This window comes from Dankookia rubra, from assembly GCF_004355005.1.
Lineage (GTDB): Bacteria > Pseudomonadota > Alphaproteobacteria > Acetobacterales > Acetobacteraceae > Paracraurococcus > Paracraurococcus ruber_A.
The window spans coordinates 13,938-29,384 of record NZ_SMSJ01000063.1 but is presented as its reverse complement, the minus strand read 5'-3'; the positions used below and the strand labels follow the sequence as shown (position 1 = coordinate 29,384).

General features: G+C 72.8%; 14 protein-coding genes. 8 read left to right on the top strand and 6 right to left on the bottom strand.

What is annotated here, in order from left to right:
- Window positions 1-2,158, top strand: a 2,158-nt coding sequence (locus E2C06_RS27000; protein ID WP_206664703.1) for a mechanosensitive ion channel family protein, incomplete at its 5' end; no start/stop codon positions are given.
- A gap of 13 nt (window positions 2,159-2,171) precedes the next feature.
- Here E2C06_RS27000 and E2C06_RS26995 read toward each other — a convergent pair.
- The gene (locus E2C06_RS26995; protein ID WP_241671492.1) at window positions 2,172-2,480 is read right to left on the bottom strand and encodes an AzlD family protein; all 309 of its coding nucleotides are present in this window, start codon (window positions 2,478-2,480) and stop codon (window positions 2,172-2,174) included.
- A gap of 25 nt (window positions 2,481-2,505) precedes the next feature.
- Complete coding sequence (locus E2C06_RS26990) at window positions 2,506-3,213, bottom strand: AzlC family ABC transporter permease (RefSeq protein ID WP_241671491.1); 708 nt, start codon at window positions 3,211-3,213, stop codon at window positions 2,506-2,508.
- Between the two features lie 150 nt (window positions 3,214-3,363).
- On the opposite strand from E2C06_RS26990, the gene E2C06_RS26985 reads away from it, so the two are divergent.
- On the top strand, window positions 3,364-4,170 hold the full coding sequence (locus E2C06_RS26985) for an SDR family NAD(P)-dependent oxidoreductase (RefSeq protein ID WP_133291689.1): 807 nt from the start codon (window positions 3,364-3,366) through the stop codon (window positions 4,168-4,170).
- A gap of 33 nt (window positions 4,171-4,203) precedes the next feature.
- On the opposite strand, the gene pheT is transcribed toward E2C06_RS26985, so the two are convergent.
- The 4 genes from pheT to rpmI all read right to left on the bottom strand — a co-directional run bounded on the left by pheT (window position 4,204) and on the right by rpmI (window position 8,466).
- Window positions 4,204-6,675, bottom strand: coding sequence for a phenylalanine--tRNA ligase subunit beta (gene pheT, locus E2C06_RS26980; protein ID WP_133291688.1), 2,472 nt, complete (start codon window positions 6,673-6,675; stop codon window positions 4,204-4,206).
- 1 nt (window position 6,676) lies between these two features.
- Entirely contained in the window at window positions 6,677-7,771 is a 1,095-nt protein-coding gene (gene pheS, locus E2C06_RS26975) for a phenylalanine--tRNA ligase subunit alpha (RefSeq protein WP_133291687.1), read from the bottom strand.
- Window positions 7,772-7,859: 88 nt separating this feature from the next.
- Window positions 7,860-8,246 carry a 50S ribosomal protein L20 gene (gene rplT, locus E2C06_RS26970; protein WP_133291686.1) on the bottom strand — a complete coding sequence of 129 codons (387 nt, stop codon included), beginning with the start codon at window positions 8,244-8,246 and terminating at the stop codon, window positions 7,860-7,862.
- Between the two features lie 13 nt (window positions 8,247-8,259).
- The gene (gene rpmI, locus E2C06_RS26965; protein ID WP_133291685.1) at window positions 8,260-8,466 is read right to left on the bottom strand and encodes a 50S ribosomal protein L35; all 207 of its coding nucleotides are present in this window, start codon (window positions 8,464-8,466) and stop codon (window positions 8,260-8,262) included.
- A 204-nt stretch (window positions 8,467-8,670) separates the two neighbouring features.
- Here rpmI and E2C06_RS26960 point away from each other — a divergent pair, with 204 nt between their 5' ends.
- The 6 genes from E2C06_RS26960 to E2C06_RS26935 all read left to right on the top strand — a co-directional run bounded on the left by E2C06_RS26960 (window position 8,671) and on the right by E2C06_RS26935 (window position 15,303).
- Window positions 8,671-10,287 (top strand): helicase HerA-like domain-containing protein, encoded by a 1,617-nt coding sequence (locus E2C06_RS26960; protein WP_133291684.1) that lies wholly within the window; start codon window positions 8,671-8,673, stop codon window positions 10,285-10,287.
- 73 nt (window positions 10,288-10,360) lie between these two features.
- Window positions 10,361-11,203, top strand: a complete 843-nt coding sequence (dapF, locus tag E2C06_RS26955) for a diaminopimelate epimerase (protein WP_193560511.1) — start codon at window positions 10,361-10,363, stop codon at window positions 11,201-11,203.
- 107 nt (window positions 11,204-11,310) lie between these two features.
- Entirely contained in the window at window positions 11,311-12,564 is a 1,254-nt protein-coding gene (gene mtaB / locus E2C06_RS26950; protein ID WP_133291694.1) for a tRNA (N(6)-L-threonylcarbamoyladenosine(37)-C(2))-methylthiotransferase MtaB, read from the top strand.
- A gap of 377 nt (window positions 12,565-12,941) precedes the next feature.
- Window positions 12,942-13,892 carry a signal recognition particle-docking protein FtsY gene (gene ftsY / locus E2C06_RS26945; RefSeq protein WP_338324232.1) on the top strand — a complete coding sequence of 317 codons (951 nt, stop codon included), beginning with the start codon at window positions 12,942-12,944 and terminating at the stop codon, window positions 13,890-13,892.
- Window positions 13,893-13,933: 41 nt separating this feature from the next.
- Complete coding sequence (locus tag E2C06_RS26940; protein WP_133291683.1) at window positions 13,934-14,506, top strand: peroxidase-related enzyme; 573 nt, start codon at window positions 13,934-13,936, stop codon at window positions 14,504-14,506.
- Window positions 14,506-15,303 (top strand): creatininase family protein, encoded by a 798-nt coding sequence (locus tag E2C06_RS26935; protein WP_133291682.1) that lies wholly within the window; start codon window positions 14,506-14,508, stop codon window positions 15,301-15,303. The genes E2C06_RS26940 and E2C06_RS26935 overlap by 1 nt, the downstream gene beginning before the upstream one ends.
- The last annotated feature ends 144 nt before the right edge of the window (window positions 15,304-15,447 follow it).

The following is a 15,447-nucleotide window of genomic DNA, read 5'->3' as shown; positions in this document are numbered from 1 at the left end:
TCCGATCTCCGCCGAGGCCCCCCGCGTGGCCGCTGCGGCCGCCGAGGGTGCCGAGGCGACGCCGCCCACCCCGGTCCCGGCCGCGCCGGCCGCCGCGCCCGCCGCTCCTGCCCAGCCGCCGGCCAAGCCCGAGGCCGATCCGCTGATCGCCCCCAATACCATCGGCGCCCAGCTTCTGGCGGGGCTGTCCGGCCGGGTGGCCGGCGTTTCGGAGTCCCTGGTCGCCTCGGTCCGCACCATGGCGGACCTGCCGGCGCTCTGGTCCGCCACCGCCAACCTGCTGCGCGACCCGGTCTCGCAGACCCGGCTGATCGATGCCGCCTGGAAGCTGCTGCTGCTGCTCGGCATCGGCCTTGCCGCCGAATGGGCGGTGGTGCGGACCGTCAACCGGCCGCGGCACTGGTTGGATGCGGCGGCGCCGGCGGCAAACGGCACGCCCTGGACCTGGCTGAAGCGGGTGCCGCTGGTGCTCGGCCGGCTGCTGCTGGACCTGCTGCCGATCCTCGGCTTCGGCCTGGCGGTCTACAGCCTGTTCGGCCTGCTGCAGCCGCTGCCGACCACCCGGCTGGTCGGGCTGATGATGGCGAATGCCTACATGGCGGCGAGGGCGGCCTTCGCGCTCGCCCGCATGTTCCTCTCGCCGGCCTCCAACCACCTGCGGCTGATCCCCTCCTCGGACGCCACGGCGCGGGCCGGCATCCGCTGGCTGCGGCGGCTGATGCTGGTCGGCGTCGGCGGCTATACCCTGGCCGAGGCCGGGCTGCTGCTCGGCCTGCCCTGGTCGGCCTACGACGCCATCCTGAACCTGACCCTGCTGGTCATCTCCCTGCTGCTGGCCCGCATCGTGCTGCAGCAGCGGGAGGCGGTGGCGGCATTCCTCCAGGCCGGCCCGCTGGCGCCGGGCGAGGAGGCGACCGGCACCCGGCTGATGCTGCGCGCCACCCGCGACCGGCTGGCCGAGGTCTGGCACGTCGTGGTCATCCTCTGGCTCGTCGCCTCCTGGGTGATCTGGGCGCTGGCGGTGGAGAACGGCATCCGCCAGCTGCTGGTCGGCACCGTGCTGACCGTGCTGATCGTCGGCGGTGCCAAGGCGCTGGACGAGGCGATCGGCTGGGCGATGGACCGGGTGCTGCATCCGGGGCCGGAGATGGCGCGGCGCTTCCCGGGCCTCGCGGCCCGCGCGGCGCAGTACGTGCCGCTGCTGAAGAGCATCGTCTCCGCCGCGCTCGGCTTCGGCGCGGTGATCCTGCTGCTGGAGACCTGGGGGCTCAACAGCCTCGACTGGTTCGACGAGGGCACGCTCGGCCGGCGGCTGGTCGATACCCTGCTCTCGATCGCCTCCACCCTGGTGGTGGCGCTGGTGGTGTGGGAGGTGGCGAATTCCGCCATCCAGCGCCGGCTCGCCCGGATTTCCCGGGATGCGCACGCCGCGCGCAGCGCCCGGGTCCGCACCCTGCTGCCGATGCTGCGCACCGTGCTCGGCGCCGTCATCCTGGTGGTGGTGGTGCTGAATGCGCTGGCGCAGCTCGGGCTGAACGTGGCGCCTCTGCTGGCCGGTGCCGGCGTCGTCGGCCTGGCCATCGGCTTCGGCTCGCAGACCCTGGTGCGGGACGTGATCACCGGCATCTTCCTGCTGCTGGAGGATGCCGTCGCGGTCGGCGACGTGGTGACGCTCGGCGGCCTGACCGGGGTGGTCGAGAACCTGTCGATCCGCTCGATCAAGCTGCGGGCAACCGACGGCAGCGTCCACATCGTCCCGTTCAGCGCGGTGACGACGGTGACCAACATGACCCGCGACTTCGCCTTCGCGGTGCTGGACGTGACGGTCGCCTATACCGAGGACACCGACCAGGTGGTCCAGGCGCTGAAGGAGATCGGGGCCGAGATCAGGTCCGAGGCCAAGTGGAAGCCGCTGATCCGCGACGACATCGATGTCTGGGGCGTCGACAAGCTGGCCGACAACGGCGTCATCATCCGCGCCAGGGTGAAGACCGAGCCCTCCTCCCGCTGGCCGGTGGTGCGGGAGTTCAACCGGCGGATCAAGATCCAGTTCGCCGAGAAGGGCATCGTCATCCCCCGGCCGCAGCCGATGGTGATGGTGGAACGCGCGCCCGAGCCGCGCTCACCCGACCCGGACATGGCCCAGGCGGCGCAGTAGCGGCGCGGGCGGGCTATCCGATGCCCGCCAGCCGCAGCAGCCAGAGCGTGCCGACGCCGGCCAGGATCGAGGGCGCCAGCCGGCGCAGCCGCGCCTGCACCAGCAGCACCACCGCGCCGGCGGCCACCGTCGCCCAGCCGGCGGAGAGGAAGGCCGGCGCCAGGAAGGCGACGAAGATGCAGCCGGGCAGGTGCTGCAGCATGGCCTGGACGAAGGGCGGCGGGCGCGTCACCCGCAGCACCGCGTAGCCGCCGGCGCGGCAGATGTAGCTCGCCAGCGCCATGCCGAGGATGGCGGCGAGGACGTCCCACCGGAGCATCATGGCGCGCCTCCGGCGCGACGCAGCGTCACGCCCGCCTGCCCCGCGTGTCGCGCCAGGCGCCGTAGCCGGCCCCGGCGAAGGCGCCCGCCAGCACCGGCCAGGGCGCGCCGAGCCCGAGGCCCTGCACCATCACCGCCGCCGCCCCGGCGAGGATCCAGGGCTGCAGCTCGGACCTGCCGCGCCAGAGCTGGACCAGCAGCGCCAGCACCGCGGCGGAGGAGGCGAAGAAGACCGGATGCCCGGCCGGCAGCCGCAGCGCGGTGCCGAAGACATGGCCGATGGCGACCATCGCCATCCAGTTCAGCCACATGCCGAAGCCGGCGCCGAAGAGGTAGCCGGCATCGCGCCGCCCGGCCCGCAGCTCGGCGATGGCGAGGGCGAAGGAGTTGTCCACCAGCACCATCAGCGTGCCCCAGAGCCGGATGCCGCGCGTGCGGTCGAGCACCGGCGCCAGGGCGGCGCCCATCGGCGCCAGGCGCAGGTTGATCACCAGGCAGGCGAGCGAGGCGGCGAGGATCGGCGCCGGGTCGGCCCAGAGTTGCAGCGCGACGAGCTGGCTGGTGCCGGCGAAGACCAGGCCGCTCATCAGCAGGGTCTCGGCGAGCGACAGGCCGACGCCGTCGGACGTCATCCCGACCACCAGGCCGAAGGGCGAGAGGCCGAGGGTGAGGGCAAGGGCCGCCCGCATCCCGCGTCGCACGCCCTGCCGCGTAAATCCGCCCCGCTCGTCCAAGCCCATGCTCCCGGCCAGTGGTCCATCCTGGCGAGCAGATCTCGCCGCCCCCGCGGCGGCGGGGTTTGCTGTAGCAGCGCCCGCGCCCCTTGACCCCTGCGATTGCCGCGAGGCTTGCTGGCGCGCAACGCATTCTAGGGAGGAAAGGCAATGCTGGACCTGACAGGCAAGGTCGCCTTCGTCGCCGGCGCGGGCTCGGTCGGCGAGGGCTGGGGCAATGGCAAGGCGACCGCGGTGCTCCTCGCCCGCCAGGGCGCCAAGGTCTACGGCGTGGACCTGAACCCGGCCGCGGTCGCCGAGACCGCGCAGATCATCGGGTCCGAGGGCAACGCCTGCGCGACCCGCACCGTCAACATGACGGTCGCCGCCGAGGTCCAGGCGGCGGTCGAGGATTGCCTCGCCCGCTTCGGCCGCATCGACATCCTGGTCAACAACGTCGGCGGCTCCGCCCCGGGCGATCCGGTGACGATGCCGGAGGAGGTCTGGGATGCCCAGATGGACCACAACCTGAAGACCGCCTTCCTCGGCTGCAAGTACGTGTTGCCCGTGATGGAGCGGCAGGGCGCGGGGGCGGTGGTGAACCTCTCCTCCGTCGCCTGCCTCAGCCACCAGGTGGATGGACGGACCAACGTGGCCTATGCGGCGTCCAAGGCCGGCGTCATCGCCTTCACCCGCTCGACGGCGATCGCCTTCGTCAAGAAGGGCATCCGGGTGAACTGCGTGGTGCCGGGGACCATGCACACGCCGCTGGTGGAGCACCGGCTGGCCAAGCAGCTCGGCGCCAACGACGCCGCGGCGCTGGTGGCGAAGCGGCATGCCAGCGTGCCGATCGGGCGGATGGGCGATGCCTGGGACATCGCGCATGCCGTGCTGTTCTTCGTCTCGGACGAGGCGAAGTACATCACGGCGACGCATCTGGTGGTGGATGGCGGGCTGACCGCGGCGCGGCCGGGCTAAGGAAGACGGGGGGATACCTCCCCCCGCTGTCTGCTAGCCGCGCAGCGAAGCGCCCGTCGCCTTGGTGACGGCCGCGACGATCTTCTCCGCCACCGCTTCGATCTGCGCGTCGGTCAGCGTCGCTTCGCGCGGCTGCAGCGTCACCTGCACGCCGAGGCTCACCTTGCCCACCGGCAGCTTGTCGCCGGCATAGCGGTCGAACAGCGCGACATCCGCGACCAGCGCCTTGTCGGCGCCGCGCGCGGCGCGCAGCACCGCCTCGGCCGTCACCGCCTCGTCCACCAGGAAGGCGAAGTCGCGCCGCAGCGGCTGGAAGGCGGGCAGGTCGGGCGCGCCCTTCCTGCGGCGCTTGGGCTCCGGGATTGCGTCGAGGAAGACCTCGAAGGCGACCGCGGGGCCCGAAAGGTCGAGCGCGGCGCGGACCTTCGGATGGAGCTCGCCGAAGGTCGCCAGCACCACCTTCGGCCCCTGGCGGAGCACGCCGCTGCGGCCCGGGTGGTAGAAGCCCGGCGCATCGGTGGTGACCGTCACGGCCGCCATCGGCACGCCGAGCGCGGCGAGGACCGCCAGCGCATCGCCCTTGGCATCCATGGCGTCGACCGGGCGCGAGGCCTCCGCCCAATGCCGCGGCGTATGTCCGGCGCGGAGGCCGGCGGCGACCTGCAGCTGTCCAGTGGGGGAGGGGTCGCGGTAGGCAGCCCCCAGCTCCGACAACGCCACGTCCGGCCAGCCGCGCGCGGCGTTGCGCGCGGCGGCCAGGGCCAGGCTGGCGACCGGTGTGGGGCGCATCTGGTCGAGATCGGCGGCGATCGGGTTGACCAGCCGCAGGGCATCGGGGGTTTCGCCGAACAGCGCCGCCGACTTCTGCTCGAGGAAGCCGAAGCCGACGCAATCCAGCATGCCGCGCGCCGCCAGCACCCGCCGCGCCAGCACGGCGCGGGCCTGCTTCGGCGTCAGCGCCGGCGGCGGGACGATCCTCGCCACGGGCAGCGAGACGGCGGGGATAGTGTCGAGGCCGCGGATGCGCAGCACCTCCTCCACCAGGTCGGCTTCGGGCTCCACCGCGGCGCAGCCCTCGGCCGCGGCGCGGGCGCGCTCGGCCGGGATGGAGGGGGCCTGATCGAGGGCGCCTTTCGCCGCAATGTCGTTGCGCCAGGACGGCACGGCGACCGTCACCTGCGCCGCGTCGCGCGTCTTCACCGCGAAGCCGAGGCGTTCGAGGATGCCGACCGCCTCATCGGCCGGCACCTCGGCGCCGCCGAGCCCGGCCAGCCGTTCGAAGCGCAGCGTCGCGTCGCGCTGCCAGGCCGGCTCGGTGCCGGCGGCCGAGACTTCGCTCGCCTCGCCGCCGCAGAGCTCCTGGATCAGCGCCGTCGCCAGGTCGAGCGCCACGGCGGGCAGCGCCGGATCGACGCCGCGCTCGAACCGGGCGCGGGCATCGGTGCGGATGTCGTGCCGGCGGCCGGAGAGCGCGATGCGCACGGGGTCGAAGAGCGCGCATTCGATGAAGACCTCGGTCGTCGTCTCGTCGCAGCCGGAATGCGTGCCGCCGATGATGCCGCCGAGCGCTTCCGGGCCGGCGGCATCGGCGATGATGCCGTCCTGATCCGTCAGCGCGTAGGTCTTGCCATTCAGCGCCGCTAGGCTCTCGCCGGGCCGCGCCATGCGCATGGTCAGGGTCCGGCCCTGCACCTTCGCCACGTCGAAGACGTGCAGCGGCCGGCCAAGGCCGTAGGTGAACAGGTTCGTCACATCGACCAGCGCGTTGATCGGCCGCAGCCCGATCGCCAGCAGCCAATCACGGATCCAGGCCGGCGCGGGGCCGTTCCGCACCCCCCGCACGGCGCGCCCCAGCACATAGTCGCAGGCCCGCGGGTCGGCGATCTCCCAGTGCAGCGGGGCGGGGTAGGCGGCGGCGATGGCCGACGGCACCAGCGGCTTCAGCCGGCCGAGACCCGCTGCCGCCAGGTCGCGCGCGACGCCGTGGACGGACAGGGCATCGCCGCGGTTCGGCGTGACGCTGATCTCGATCACCGGGTCATCCATGCTGGCATACCTGACGTAGCTCGCGCCGACCGGGGCATCCTCCGGCAGGTCGATGATGCCGGTGTGGTCGTCGCCGAGGCCGAGCTCGCGGGCGGAGCACATCATGCCTTCGCTCTTCACGCCGCGGATCTCGCCGACCTTGAGCGTGATGCCGGTGCCGGGGATGTGGTCGCCCGGCATGGCCAGCACGCCGACCAGCCCGGTGCGGGCATTCGGCGCGCCGCAGACGACCGAGATCAGGCGGCCGTCTCCGGCATCGACCTTCAGGGCGCGCAGCCGGTCGGCATTCGGGTGCTGCACCGCCTCCACCACGCGGGCGATGCGGAAGGCGGCGAGGGACGCGCCGCGATCCTCGACGCCCTCGACCTCGAGCCCGATGCGGTTGAGCACGGCGAGGATCTCGGCCAGCGGCGCCTCGGTCTCGAGATGGGCGCGCAGCCAGGAAAGGGGGAACTTCATCTCAGATTCCTTCCGCCAGGGATGGCGGGGCCAGCGGGTCGGTCGCCCAGTGGCGCAGCCAGCGGAGGTCGCTCTCGTAGAACGGGCGGAGGTCGGGCATGCCGTGCTTCAGCATGGTGATGCGCTCGATTCCCATGCCGAAGGCGAAGCCCTGCCATTCCCGCGGGTCGATCCCGCAATTGGCCAGCACGCGCGGGTGGACCATGCCACTGCCCAGGATCTCCAGCCAGTCGCCCCCTTTTCCCAGTTCGCCGGTCCTGCGGTTCCAGCCGATATCGACCTCCATCGAGGGCTCGGTGAAGGGGAAGTAGCTGGCACGGAAGCGCACCGGCAGGTCGGAGATGGCGAAGAAGGCGCGGAGGAAGTCGATCAGGCAGCCCTTGAGGTGGCCGAGGGTGATGCCGCGGTCGATGACCAGCCCCTCCACCTGGTGGAACATCGGGCTGTGCGTCGCGTCGTGGTCGGCCCGCCAGGTGCGGCCGGGAACGATGACGCGGATCGGCGGCGCCTGCGTCAGCATGGTGCGCGCCTGCACCGGGGAGGTATGGGTCCGCAGCACCGGCCGGCGGCCGTCCGCGCCGGCGGGCAGATAGAAGGTGTCGTGGTCCTGCCGCGCGGGGTGGTGCTCGGGGATGTTGAGGGCGGAGAAGTTCAGCCAGTCGCTCTCGATGTCGGGGCCTTCCGCCACCGCGAAGCCCTGCGCGCCGAACAGCGCGATGAGCTCCTCCATCGTCCGGCTGATCGGGTGGATGCCGCCGTCGCCGGCCGGGGCATGCGGCCGCGGCGGCAGGGTCACATCCATCCGCTCGGCCCGCAGGCGCGCCTCGAGCGCGGCTTCCTCCAGCGCGGTGCGGCGGCGCTCGATCAGCCCTTCCAGCCGGCCCTTCAGCTGGTTCAAGGCGGCGCCGCGTTCCTTCCGCTGCTCCGCCGGCACCTGGCCAAGGCCCTTCAGCAGTCCGGTCAGCGTCCCGCTCTTGCCCAGCGTGCCGACGCGCACCGCGTCCCAGGCGCGCAAGTCGGCGGCGGCGGCGAGCTGCGCCGCGGTCTCGGCCTCGAGGGCGGCGAATTCCTCGCCCGGGTTGGTCGTCTCGCTCATGTGCTTTCCGGTCCCGGATAAGCAAAAGGCCGCACCCTGGCGGGAGCGGCCCTTTGCGCAGCAACAGTCCCCCGAAAGGGAAGGGTCGTCAGGCCGCCTTGCTGGCCGGCGCGTGACGGTCCGGGCGGGCAGCGCGGGCCTTCTCGACCAGCGCCGCGAAGCTCGCCGGGTCGTCGAAGGCGATCGCCGCCATCACCTTGCGGTCGATGTCGATGTTCGCCGCCTTGATGCCGGCGATGAAGTGGGAATAGGGCATCCCGTGCTCGCGGCAGGCGGCGTTGATCCGCTGGATCCACAGGCCGCGGAAGTCGCGCTTCTTGTTGCGGCGGTCGCGATAGGCGTATTGCAGCGCCTTCTCGACCCGCTGCAGCGCGGGACGGTAATTCGTGGACGACCGACCCACATAGCCCTTGGCGAGCTTGAGGATCTTCTTGTGACGGGCGTGGGCGGTAACGCCGCGCTTCACACGTGCCATGGCGCGCTACTCCTTACCGGACCAGGCCATAGGGAGCCCACTGCATCACAGTGAGGCCGTCCTGGTGGCGCAGCACCTGCGTGCCGGTGTTCTGCCGCTTCACCTTGGAGGAGCGGGCGGACAGGCAGTGGCGCTTCTTGCCGGGGCCGGCGAGCACCTTGCCCGTGGCGGTGACCTTGAAGCGCTTCTTCACAGAAGACTTCGTCTTCATCTTGGGCATTTGGGACCTCCTCGGTCGGAAAGCGCCCGCGATGGCGGAGTACCATCGGGAACGCGGGACGCGGCCGGGCATGCCCACACAGGCACCGGCGCGCGGAGAGGGGCGGCGTATAGCCATGCGGCGGGCGGGATGCAAGCGCCGGCGGGACGCCGTATATCCCGGGACCGGGATTTCCCGGGATCGGGCGAAGGCATGGGAGCGGGCATGGCGGACGGCATCCTGATCGGCCGGGGCGACAGGCCCTGCGAACTGCTGCTCTCCCGCGCCAACCGGCATGGGCTGGTGGCCGGCGCGACCGGCACGGGCAAGACCGTGACCCTGCAGGTGATGGCGGAGGGCTTCTCCCGCGCCGGTGTCCCGGTCTTCTGCGCCGACATCAAGGGCGACCTTTCCGGCATCGCAGCCCCGGGCAAGCCCAACCCGAAGCTCGAGGCCCGGGCGCGGGACCTCGGCTTGGCGGATTTCGCCTACGAGGCCTCCCCGGTGCTGTTCTGGGACGTCTTCGGCCAGCAGGGCCACCCGCTGCGGGCGACGGTCGCCGAGATGGGCCCGCTGCTGCTCTCCCGCATGCTCGAGCTGAACGACACCCAGGAGGGGGTGCTGAACATCGCCTTCAAGGTGGCGGACGACGACGGGCTGCTGCTGCTCGACTTCAAGGACCTCCGCGCCATCCTCGGCCATGTCTCGGAGCGGTCGGCGGAGCTGCGCGACCATTACGGCCAGGTCTCGAAGACCACCATCGGCACCATCCAGCGCCGCCTGCTGGTGCTGGAACAGGCGGGCGGCGAGCAGTTCTTCGGCGAGCCCGCCCTCGCCTTGCAGGACCTGATGCTGGTCACCCCGGACGGCCGCGGCGCGGTGAACGTGCTGGCCGCCGACAAGCTGATCCAGAGCCCCCGGCTCTACGCCACCTTCCTGCTCTGGCTGCTGTCCGAGCTGTTCGAGGAGCTGCCGGAGGTCGGCGACCTGGAGAAGCCGAAGCTGGTCTTCTTCTTCGACGAGGCGCACCTGCTGTTCCGCGACGCTCCGCGCGCGCTGGTCGAGAAGGTGGAGCAGGTGGTGCGGCTGATCCGCTCGAAGGGCGTCGGCATCTACTTCGTCACCCAGAACCCGCTCGACCTGCCGGGGACGGTGCTGGGCCAGCTCGGCAACCGGGTGCAGCATGCGCTGCGCGCCTTCACCCCGGCCGAGCAGAAGGCGGTCCGCGCCGCCGCCGACACCTTCAGGCCGAACCCGAGGCTGAACGTCACCGAAGCCATCACCCATTTGGCGGTGGGGGAGGCGCTGGTCTCCGCCCTGCAGGCCGACGGCTCGCCCAGCATGGTGGAGCAGGCCCGCATCGCCCCGCCGCGCGGCCGGATCGGACCCGTCACGCCCGGGGAGCGGACGGCGCTGATGGCGAAGAGCCCGCTGGCCGGGCATTACGACACTGCGGTCGACCGCGAGAGCGCCTATGAGCGGCTGGTGGGCCGCGCCACCGGCGCCCCGGCCTCCGGCCCCTGGGGCACCGCCCCGATGGCGCCCGCCCCGGTCCGCAGCGACAACCCCTGGGGCGGCGCGGTCCTGCCGCCCCGCCCGCTGCCCGAGGCGCCGCCGCCCCGCAGCCCCCGCATCCCGCAGACCTCCCGCCAGGCGCCGCCAGCCCAGGGCGGCGGCTGGGGCGACGTGCTCGGCAGCGTGCTGTCCGGCGGCGGCGGCAGGCGGGAGAGCCCGCTGGAATCCATGGCCAAATCCGCCGCCCGCAGCGTCGGCAGCAGCATGGGGCGGCAGATCGGCAATGCGGTGCTGCGCGGCGTGCTGGGATCGATCCTGAAGCGGTAGCGGCGGGCGACGCCACCCACCCATGCGCCGGGCAGGCTTGGATTGCCGCCCCCGCCGGGGCATATCTGCGCCCGTGATGGTTCCCTTCCGCAAGATGCACGGCCTGGGCAACGACTTCGTCGTGCTCGATGCCCGCCGTACCGACCTGCCGATCTCGCCCGCCCGGGCCGCATCCATCGCGGACCGGCGGTTTGGCGTCGGCTGCGACCAGTTCATCCTGCTCGAGCCGGGTACCGACGGCGCCGACGTCTTCATGCGCATCCGCAACCCCGACGGCTCCGAGGCCGGTGCCTGCGGCAACGCCACCCGCTGCATCGCCAGCCTGGTCGCCGAGGAGACCGGCGCCGGCCGCGTGGTGGTCCGCACCATCGCCGGCGACCTGCCGGTGGAGCGGCTGCCCGGCGGGCCCAAGGGCGAGTTGTGGCGCGCCGACATGGGCCCGGCCCGGCTCGGCTGGCAGGACGTGCCGCTGGCGCGGGCGATGGACACGCTGCACCTGCCGCTCGCCGCCCCCGGCGTCGCCGACCCGGCCGCCTGCTCCATGGGCAACCCGCACGCGACCTTCTTCGTGCCCGACCTCGCGGCGCTCGACCTCGGCGCCATCGGCCCGGCGCTGGAGCATGACGCGCTCTTCCCGCAGCGGGCCAATATCGGCTTCGTGCAGGTGCTGGCGCCCGACCACCTCCGCCTCGCGGTCTGGGAACGCGGCGCCGGGCTGACGCTCGCCTGCGGCTCCGGCGCCTGCGCCGCGCTGGTCAATGCCGCCCGCCGCGGCCTGACGGGACGGCGCGCCACCGTGACCCTGCCCGGCGGCGACCTGGTGATCGAGTGGCGCGGGGACGGCCATGTGCTGATGACCGGCCCGGTCGCCACCGCCTTCACCGGCAGCCTCGACCTGCAGGCCTATCCGTCTTGAAGGCGCCCGATCGCGGCGCGCCGCAGGCGCAGAGCGTGAATCGGTCGCCCGCCGCTGCCGATCGCGGCGCGCCGCAGGCGCAGAGCGTCGATCGGTCGCCCAACCCTATCGAGGTCCTGACCTTCGGCTGCCGGCTCAACACCTACGAGTCCGAGGGCATGCGCGACCTGGCGAGCCGCGCCGGCCATGCCGCTGGCACCATCCTGGTCAATACCTGCGCCGTCACCGCCGAGGCCGAGCGCCAGGCCCGCCAGGCGATCCGCCGCGCCGCCCGCGCCAACCCCGAGGCCCGCATCATCGTCACCGGCTGCGCCGCGCAGATCGCCCCCGAGCGCTGGGCCGCGCTGCCCGGCGTCGCCCGGGTCATCGGCAATGCCGACAAGCTGCGGCCCGCGGCCTGGGCGCTGGATGCCCCGCCCGCGCCGGTCACCGACATCATGGCGGCGACCGAGACGGCGGCGCACCTCGTCACCGATTTCGCCGGCCGCGCCCGCGCCTTCGTGCAGGTGCAGCAGGGCTGCGACCACCGCTGCACCTTCTGCGTCATCCCCTATGGCCGCGGCCCCTCGCGCTCCGTGCCGGTCGGTGCCATCGTCGAGCAGGTGCGGGCGCTGGTCGCGCACGGCTACCGGGAAGTGGTCCTCACCGGCGTCGACATCACCAGCTACGGCCCGGACCTGCCGGGCGCCCCGAGCCTCGGCCAGATGGTGCGGCGGCTGCTGGCGCTGGTGCCGGAGCTGCCGCGGCTGCGGCTTTCATCCCTCGACCCGGTCGAGGTGGACGACGACCTTTGGCGGCTGATCGGGTCCGAGCCGCGGCTGCTGCCGCACCTGCATCTCTCGCTCCAGCACGGCGCCGACCTGATCCTGAAGCGGATGAAGCGGCGGCACCTCAGGGCCGACGCGCTGGCCTTCGCCCGGCGGGCGCGGGCGCTGCGGGCCGACCTGGCCTTCGGCGCCGACCTGATCGCCGGCTTCCCGACCGAGACCGAGGCGCAGTTCCAGGAAACCCTCGACCTCATCGGCGAGATGGAACTCAGCTTCCTGCACGTCTTTCCCTATTCCGAGCGGCCGGGCACGCCGGCCGCCCGCATGCCGCAGCTGCCGGTGCCGCTGCGGAAGGAACGCACCGCCCGGCTGCGCGCGGCGGGCCAGGCCGCCGCGGCGCGGTTCTACGCGGGACGGCTGGGCCAGGAGGAACAGGTGCTGTTCGAGCGTGACGATCGCGGCCATACCGCGCATTTCGCCCCGATCCGGCTGACCGCCGGCGGCGCCGCGCCGGGCGAGCTGCGCCGCCTCCGCGTCACCGGCGCGACGCCGGACGGCCTGCTGGCCGAAGCCTTGCCGGTCGGGGCGGCCTGAGCGTGGCGCTTCGCGACTGGGTCAGCCGCTTCCGCGGCCGCACGCCGGAGCCCGCCGAGGCGCCGCTGACGCCGCCGCCGGGCCAGCCGCCGGTGCCGACCCCGCCCGTGGGGATGCCGACGCCGCCGCCCGTCGCCGCGCCCGACATCCCCGTCCCGCCGCTCCCGCCGGCGCCGCCGCCCTTCACCGCGCCGCGTCCGCTGGAGCGGATCGGCACCGAGCCGGTGCCGCCGCCCGAGCCCGCGCCGGACCCCGAGCTGCGTCCGCAGGACGACGCGGCGGCGCTGCGCGAGGTCGAGGACCGCGAGGCGGCCGAGGATGCGGCGGCGTCCGGGCCGGAGGCGGCGCCCGCGCCGCCGACCGCTGCCCTGGCACCGATGCCGGAACCGGCCGAGGAGCCCGTCGGGCGCGGTGGCTGGTTCTCCCGCCTCAAGGCCGGGCTGTCGCGCTCCACCGCCAAGCTGACCGACAGCGTCACCTCGCTCTTCAAGAAGCGTCGCCTCGACGAGGAAGCGCTGGAGGAGTTGGAGGAGACGCTGATCACCGCCGATCTCGGCGTCGCCGCCTCCCGCCGCATCGTCGAGGGCTTCCGCAAGACGCGTTTCGGCAAGGAAGTGACGGACGAGGAGGTGAAGGCGGCGCTGGCCGAGGAGATCGGCGCGATCCTGGCGCCCGTCGCGCAGCCGATGCCGCTCGATACCGCGCATGCGCCGCACGTGGTGCTGGTGGTCGGCGTCAACGGCACCGGCAAGACCACCACCATCGCCAAGCTCGGCCAGCAATACCGCGAGCAGGGCCTGGCTTGCGCCTTCGTCGCCGGCGACACCTTCCGCGCCGCGGCGGTCGAGCAGCTGCAGATCTGGGGCGAGCGCACCGGCGCCCGGGTGCATGCGCCGGCCAAGGAAGGCGCCGATGCCGCCGGCCTCGCCTTCGACGCGCTGAAGGCGGCGCGGGCGGACGGCACGCAGGTGCTGCTGGTCGATACCGCCGGGCGCCTGCACAACAAGACGGCGCTGATGGAGGAGCTGCGCAAGGTCGTCCGCGTCATCAGGCGCGTGGACGAGACCGCGCCGCATTCGGTGCTGCTGGTGCTGGACGCCACCACCGGCCAGAACGCCATCCAGCAATGCAAGGTCTTCGGCGAGATGGTCAACGTGACCGGTCTTGCGGTCACCAAGCTGGACGGCAGCGCCAAGGGCGGCGTCGTGGTGGCGCTGGCGCAGGAGTTCGGCCTCCCCGTGCATTTCGTCGGGGTCGGCGAGAAGGCGGCCGACCTCAGGCCCTTCGCGGCGCGCGACTTCGCCCGCGGCCTGATGGGGCTGGACTGACACGGCGGGGCGCGTAGGGTCCGGGCGGAGGAGACCCTGCCATGACCGCCGCCCCCGTCAGCCGCTACCCCGTCCCCAGCCTGGCCGAGATGCCCGACGACATCCGCGCCCGGATCGAGAAGGTCCAGGAAAAATCGGGCTTCATCCCCAACGTCTTCCTGATGCTCGCCTACCGCCCCGAGGAATTCCGGGCGTTCATGGCCTACCACGACACGCTGATGGACAAGCCCGGCGGGCTGACCAAGGCGGAGCGCGAGATGATCGTGGTCGCGGTGTCGTCCTACAACCAGTGCCAGTATTGCGTCGTCGCGCATGGCGCGATCCTGCGGATCCGCGCCAAGGACCCGCTGATCGCCGACCAGGTCGCCGCCAATTTCCGCAAGGCCGACGTCACGCCGAAGCAGCGGGCGATGCTGGAATTCGCGCTGAAGATCACCCGGGAAGCGAATGTCGTGGATGAGGCCGACAGCGCGGCGCTGCGCGACATGGGCTTCTCGGACGACGACATCTGGGACATCGCCGCGATCGCCGCCTTCTTCGGCATGTCGAACCGCATGGCGAACTTCACCGCGCTGCGGCCCAATGCCGAGTTCTACGCGATGGGGCGCGGCTGATGACCGAGATCCGCTGGGAGCGCATGACGGCGCCGGAGCTGAAGGCACTGGCGGCGAAGGATGCGCTGGTGGTGCTGCCGATCGGCAGCCTCGAGCAGCACGGGCCGCATTTGCCGGTCTGGACCGACAGCCTCTGCGCGCATGAGATCGCCTTGCGCGGCGCGGCCGCGGCCGGGGACCTGCCGGTGGCGGTGCTGCCGCCGATGTGGATGGGCCTGTCGGAGCACCACCTGCCCTTCGGCGGCACCATCACGCTGGACCACGCGACCTTCCACGCCGTGCTGCGCTGCGTGGTGCGGTCGCTGGTGGCCGACGGTTTCAGGAAGCTGCTGATCGTCAACGGGCATGGCGGCAACATCGACCCGCTGGCGGTCTCCTCGCGCGAACTGGCGGTCGAGTTCGGCATCCCCGTCGTCGTCACCACCTGGCCCAACCTGGCGCCCGCGGCGATCGGGAAGATCCTGACGACTCAGCCCGGCATCCACCATGCCTGCGAGGGCGAGACGGCGCTCTGGCTCGCGCTCGATGCCGCGCAGGTGCGGCAGGACAAGGTGGCGGAGAGCATCTCCAACCCGCCGCCCAACCCGCCCGCCGGCATGGTCCGCTTCTGGTCCTTCGAGGAGCGTGCGCCCCGGACCGGCGTCCGCGGCGATCCACGTGCCGCGACGGCCGAGAAGGGCGAGGCGATCCTGGCGGCGGTGACCGAGGCGCTGGCGGCGGCGATGCGCGACAAGGCGCTGTGGAGCACGCCGGACGATGTCTGGGCACCCGGCCGGGCGCAGCGCAGCCCGGCCTGAGCAAGGCTGGGGAGGGTAACCTGTCCCCTCCCCAGACCCCTTCCTGCCTTTCTGCGGGCCGGGTGTTGCCGCGCCGCGCGTGCCGGCCGGGGACGATGGATGAGGGGGTGGGCGCACGCGCCCAACGGGAGAGTACCGCCCTCC

Excerpts from the sequence above, each read along its gene's own strand:
- rpmI (WP_133291685.1), bottom strand. The coding sequence starts at position 8,466 with ATGCCCAAGATGAAGACGAAGTCTTCTGTGAAGAAGCGCTTCAAGGTC.
- pheT (WP_133291688.1), bottom strand. The coding sequence starts at position 6,675 with ATGAAGTTCCCCCTTTCCTGGCTGCGCGCCCATCTCGAGACCGAGGCG.
- pheS (WP_133291687.1), bottom strand. The coding sequence starts at position 7,771 with ATGAGCGAGACGACCAACCCGGGCGAGGAATTCGCCGCCCTCGAGGCC.
- E2C06_RS26985 (WP_133291689.1), top strand. The coding sequence starts at position 3,364 with ATGCTGGACCTGACAGGCAAGGTCGCCTTCGTCGCCGGCGCGGGCTCG.
- ftsY (WP_338324232.1), top strand. The coding sequence starts at position 12,942 with ATGCCGGAACCGGCCGAGGAGCCCGTCGGGCGCGGTGGCTGGTTCTCC.
- E2C06_RS26960 (WP_133291684.1), top strand. The coding sequence starts at position 8,671 with ATGGCGGACGGCATCCTGATCGGCCGGGGCGACAGGCCCTGCGAACTG.
- E2C06_RS26940 (WP_133291683.1), top strand. The coding sequence starts at position 13,934 with ATGACCGCCGCCCCCGTCAGCCGCTACCCCGTCCCCAGCCTGGCCGAG.
- E2C06_RS26935 (WP_133291682.1), top strand. The coding sequence starts at position 14,506 with ATGACCGAGATCCGCTGGGAGCGCATGACGGCGCCGGAGCTGAAGGCA.
- E2C06_RS26995 (WP_241671492.1), bottom strand. The coding sequence starts at position 2,480 with ATGATGCTCCGGTGGGACGTCCTCGCCGCCATCCTCGGCATGGCGCTG.
- rplT (WP_133291686.1), bottom strand. The coding sequence starts at position 8,246 with ATGGCACGTGTGAAGCGCGGCGTTACCGCCCACGCCCGTCACAAGAAG.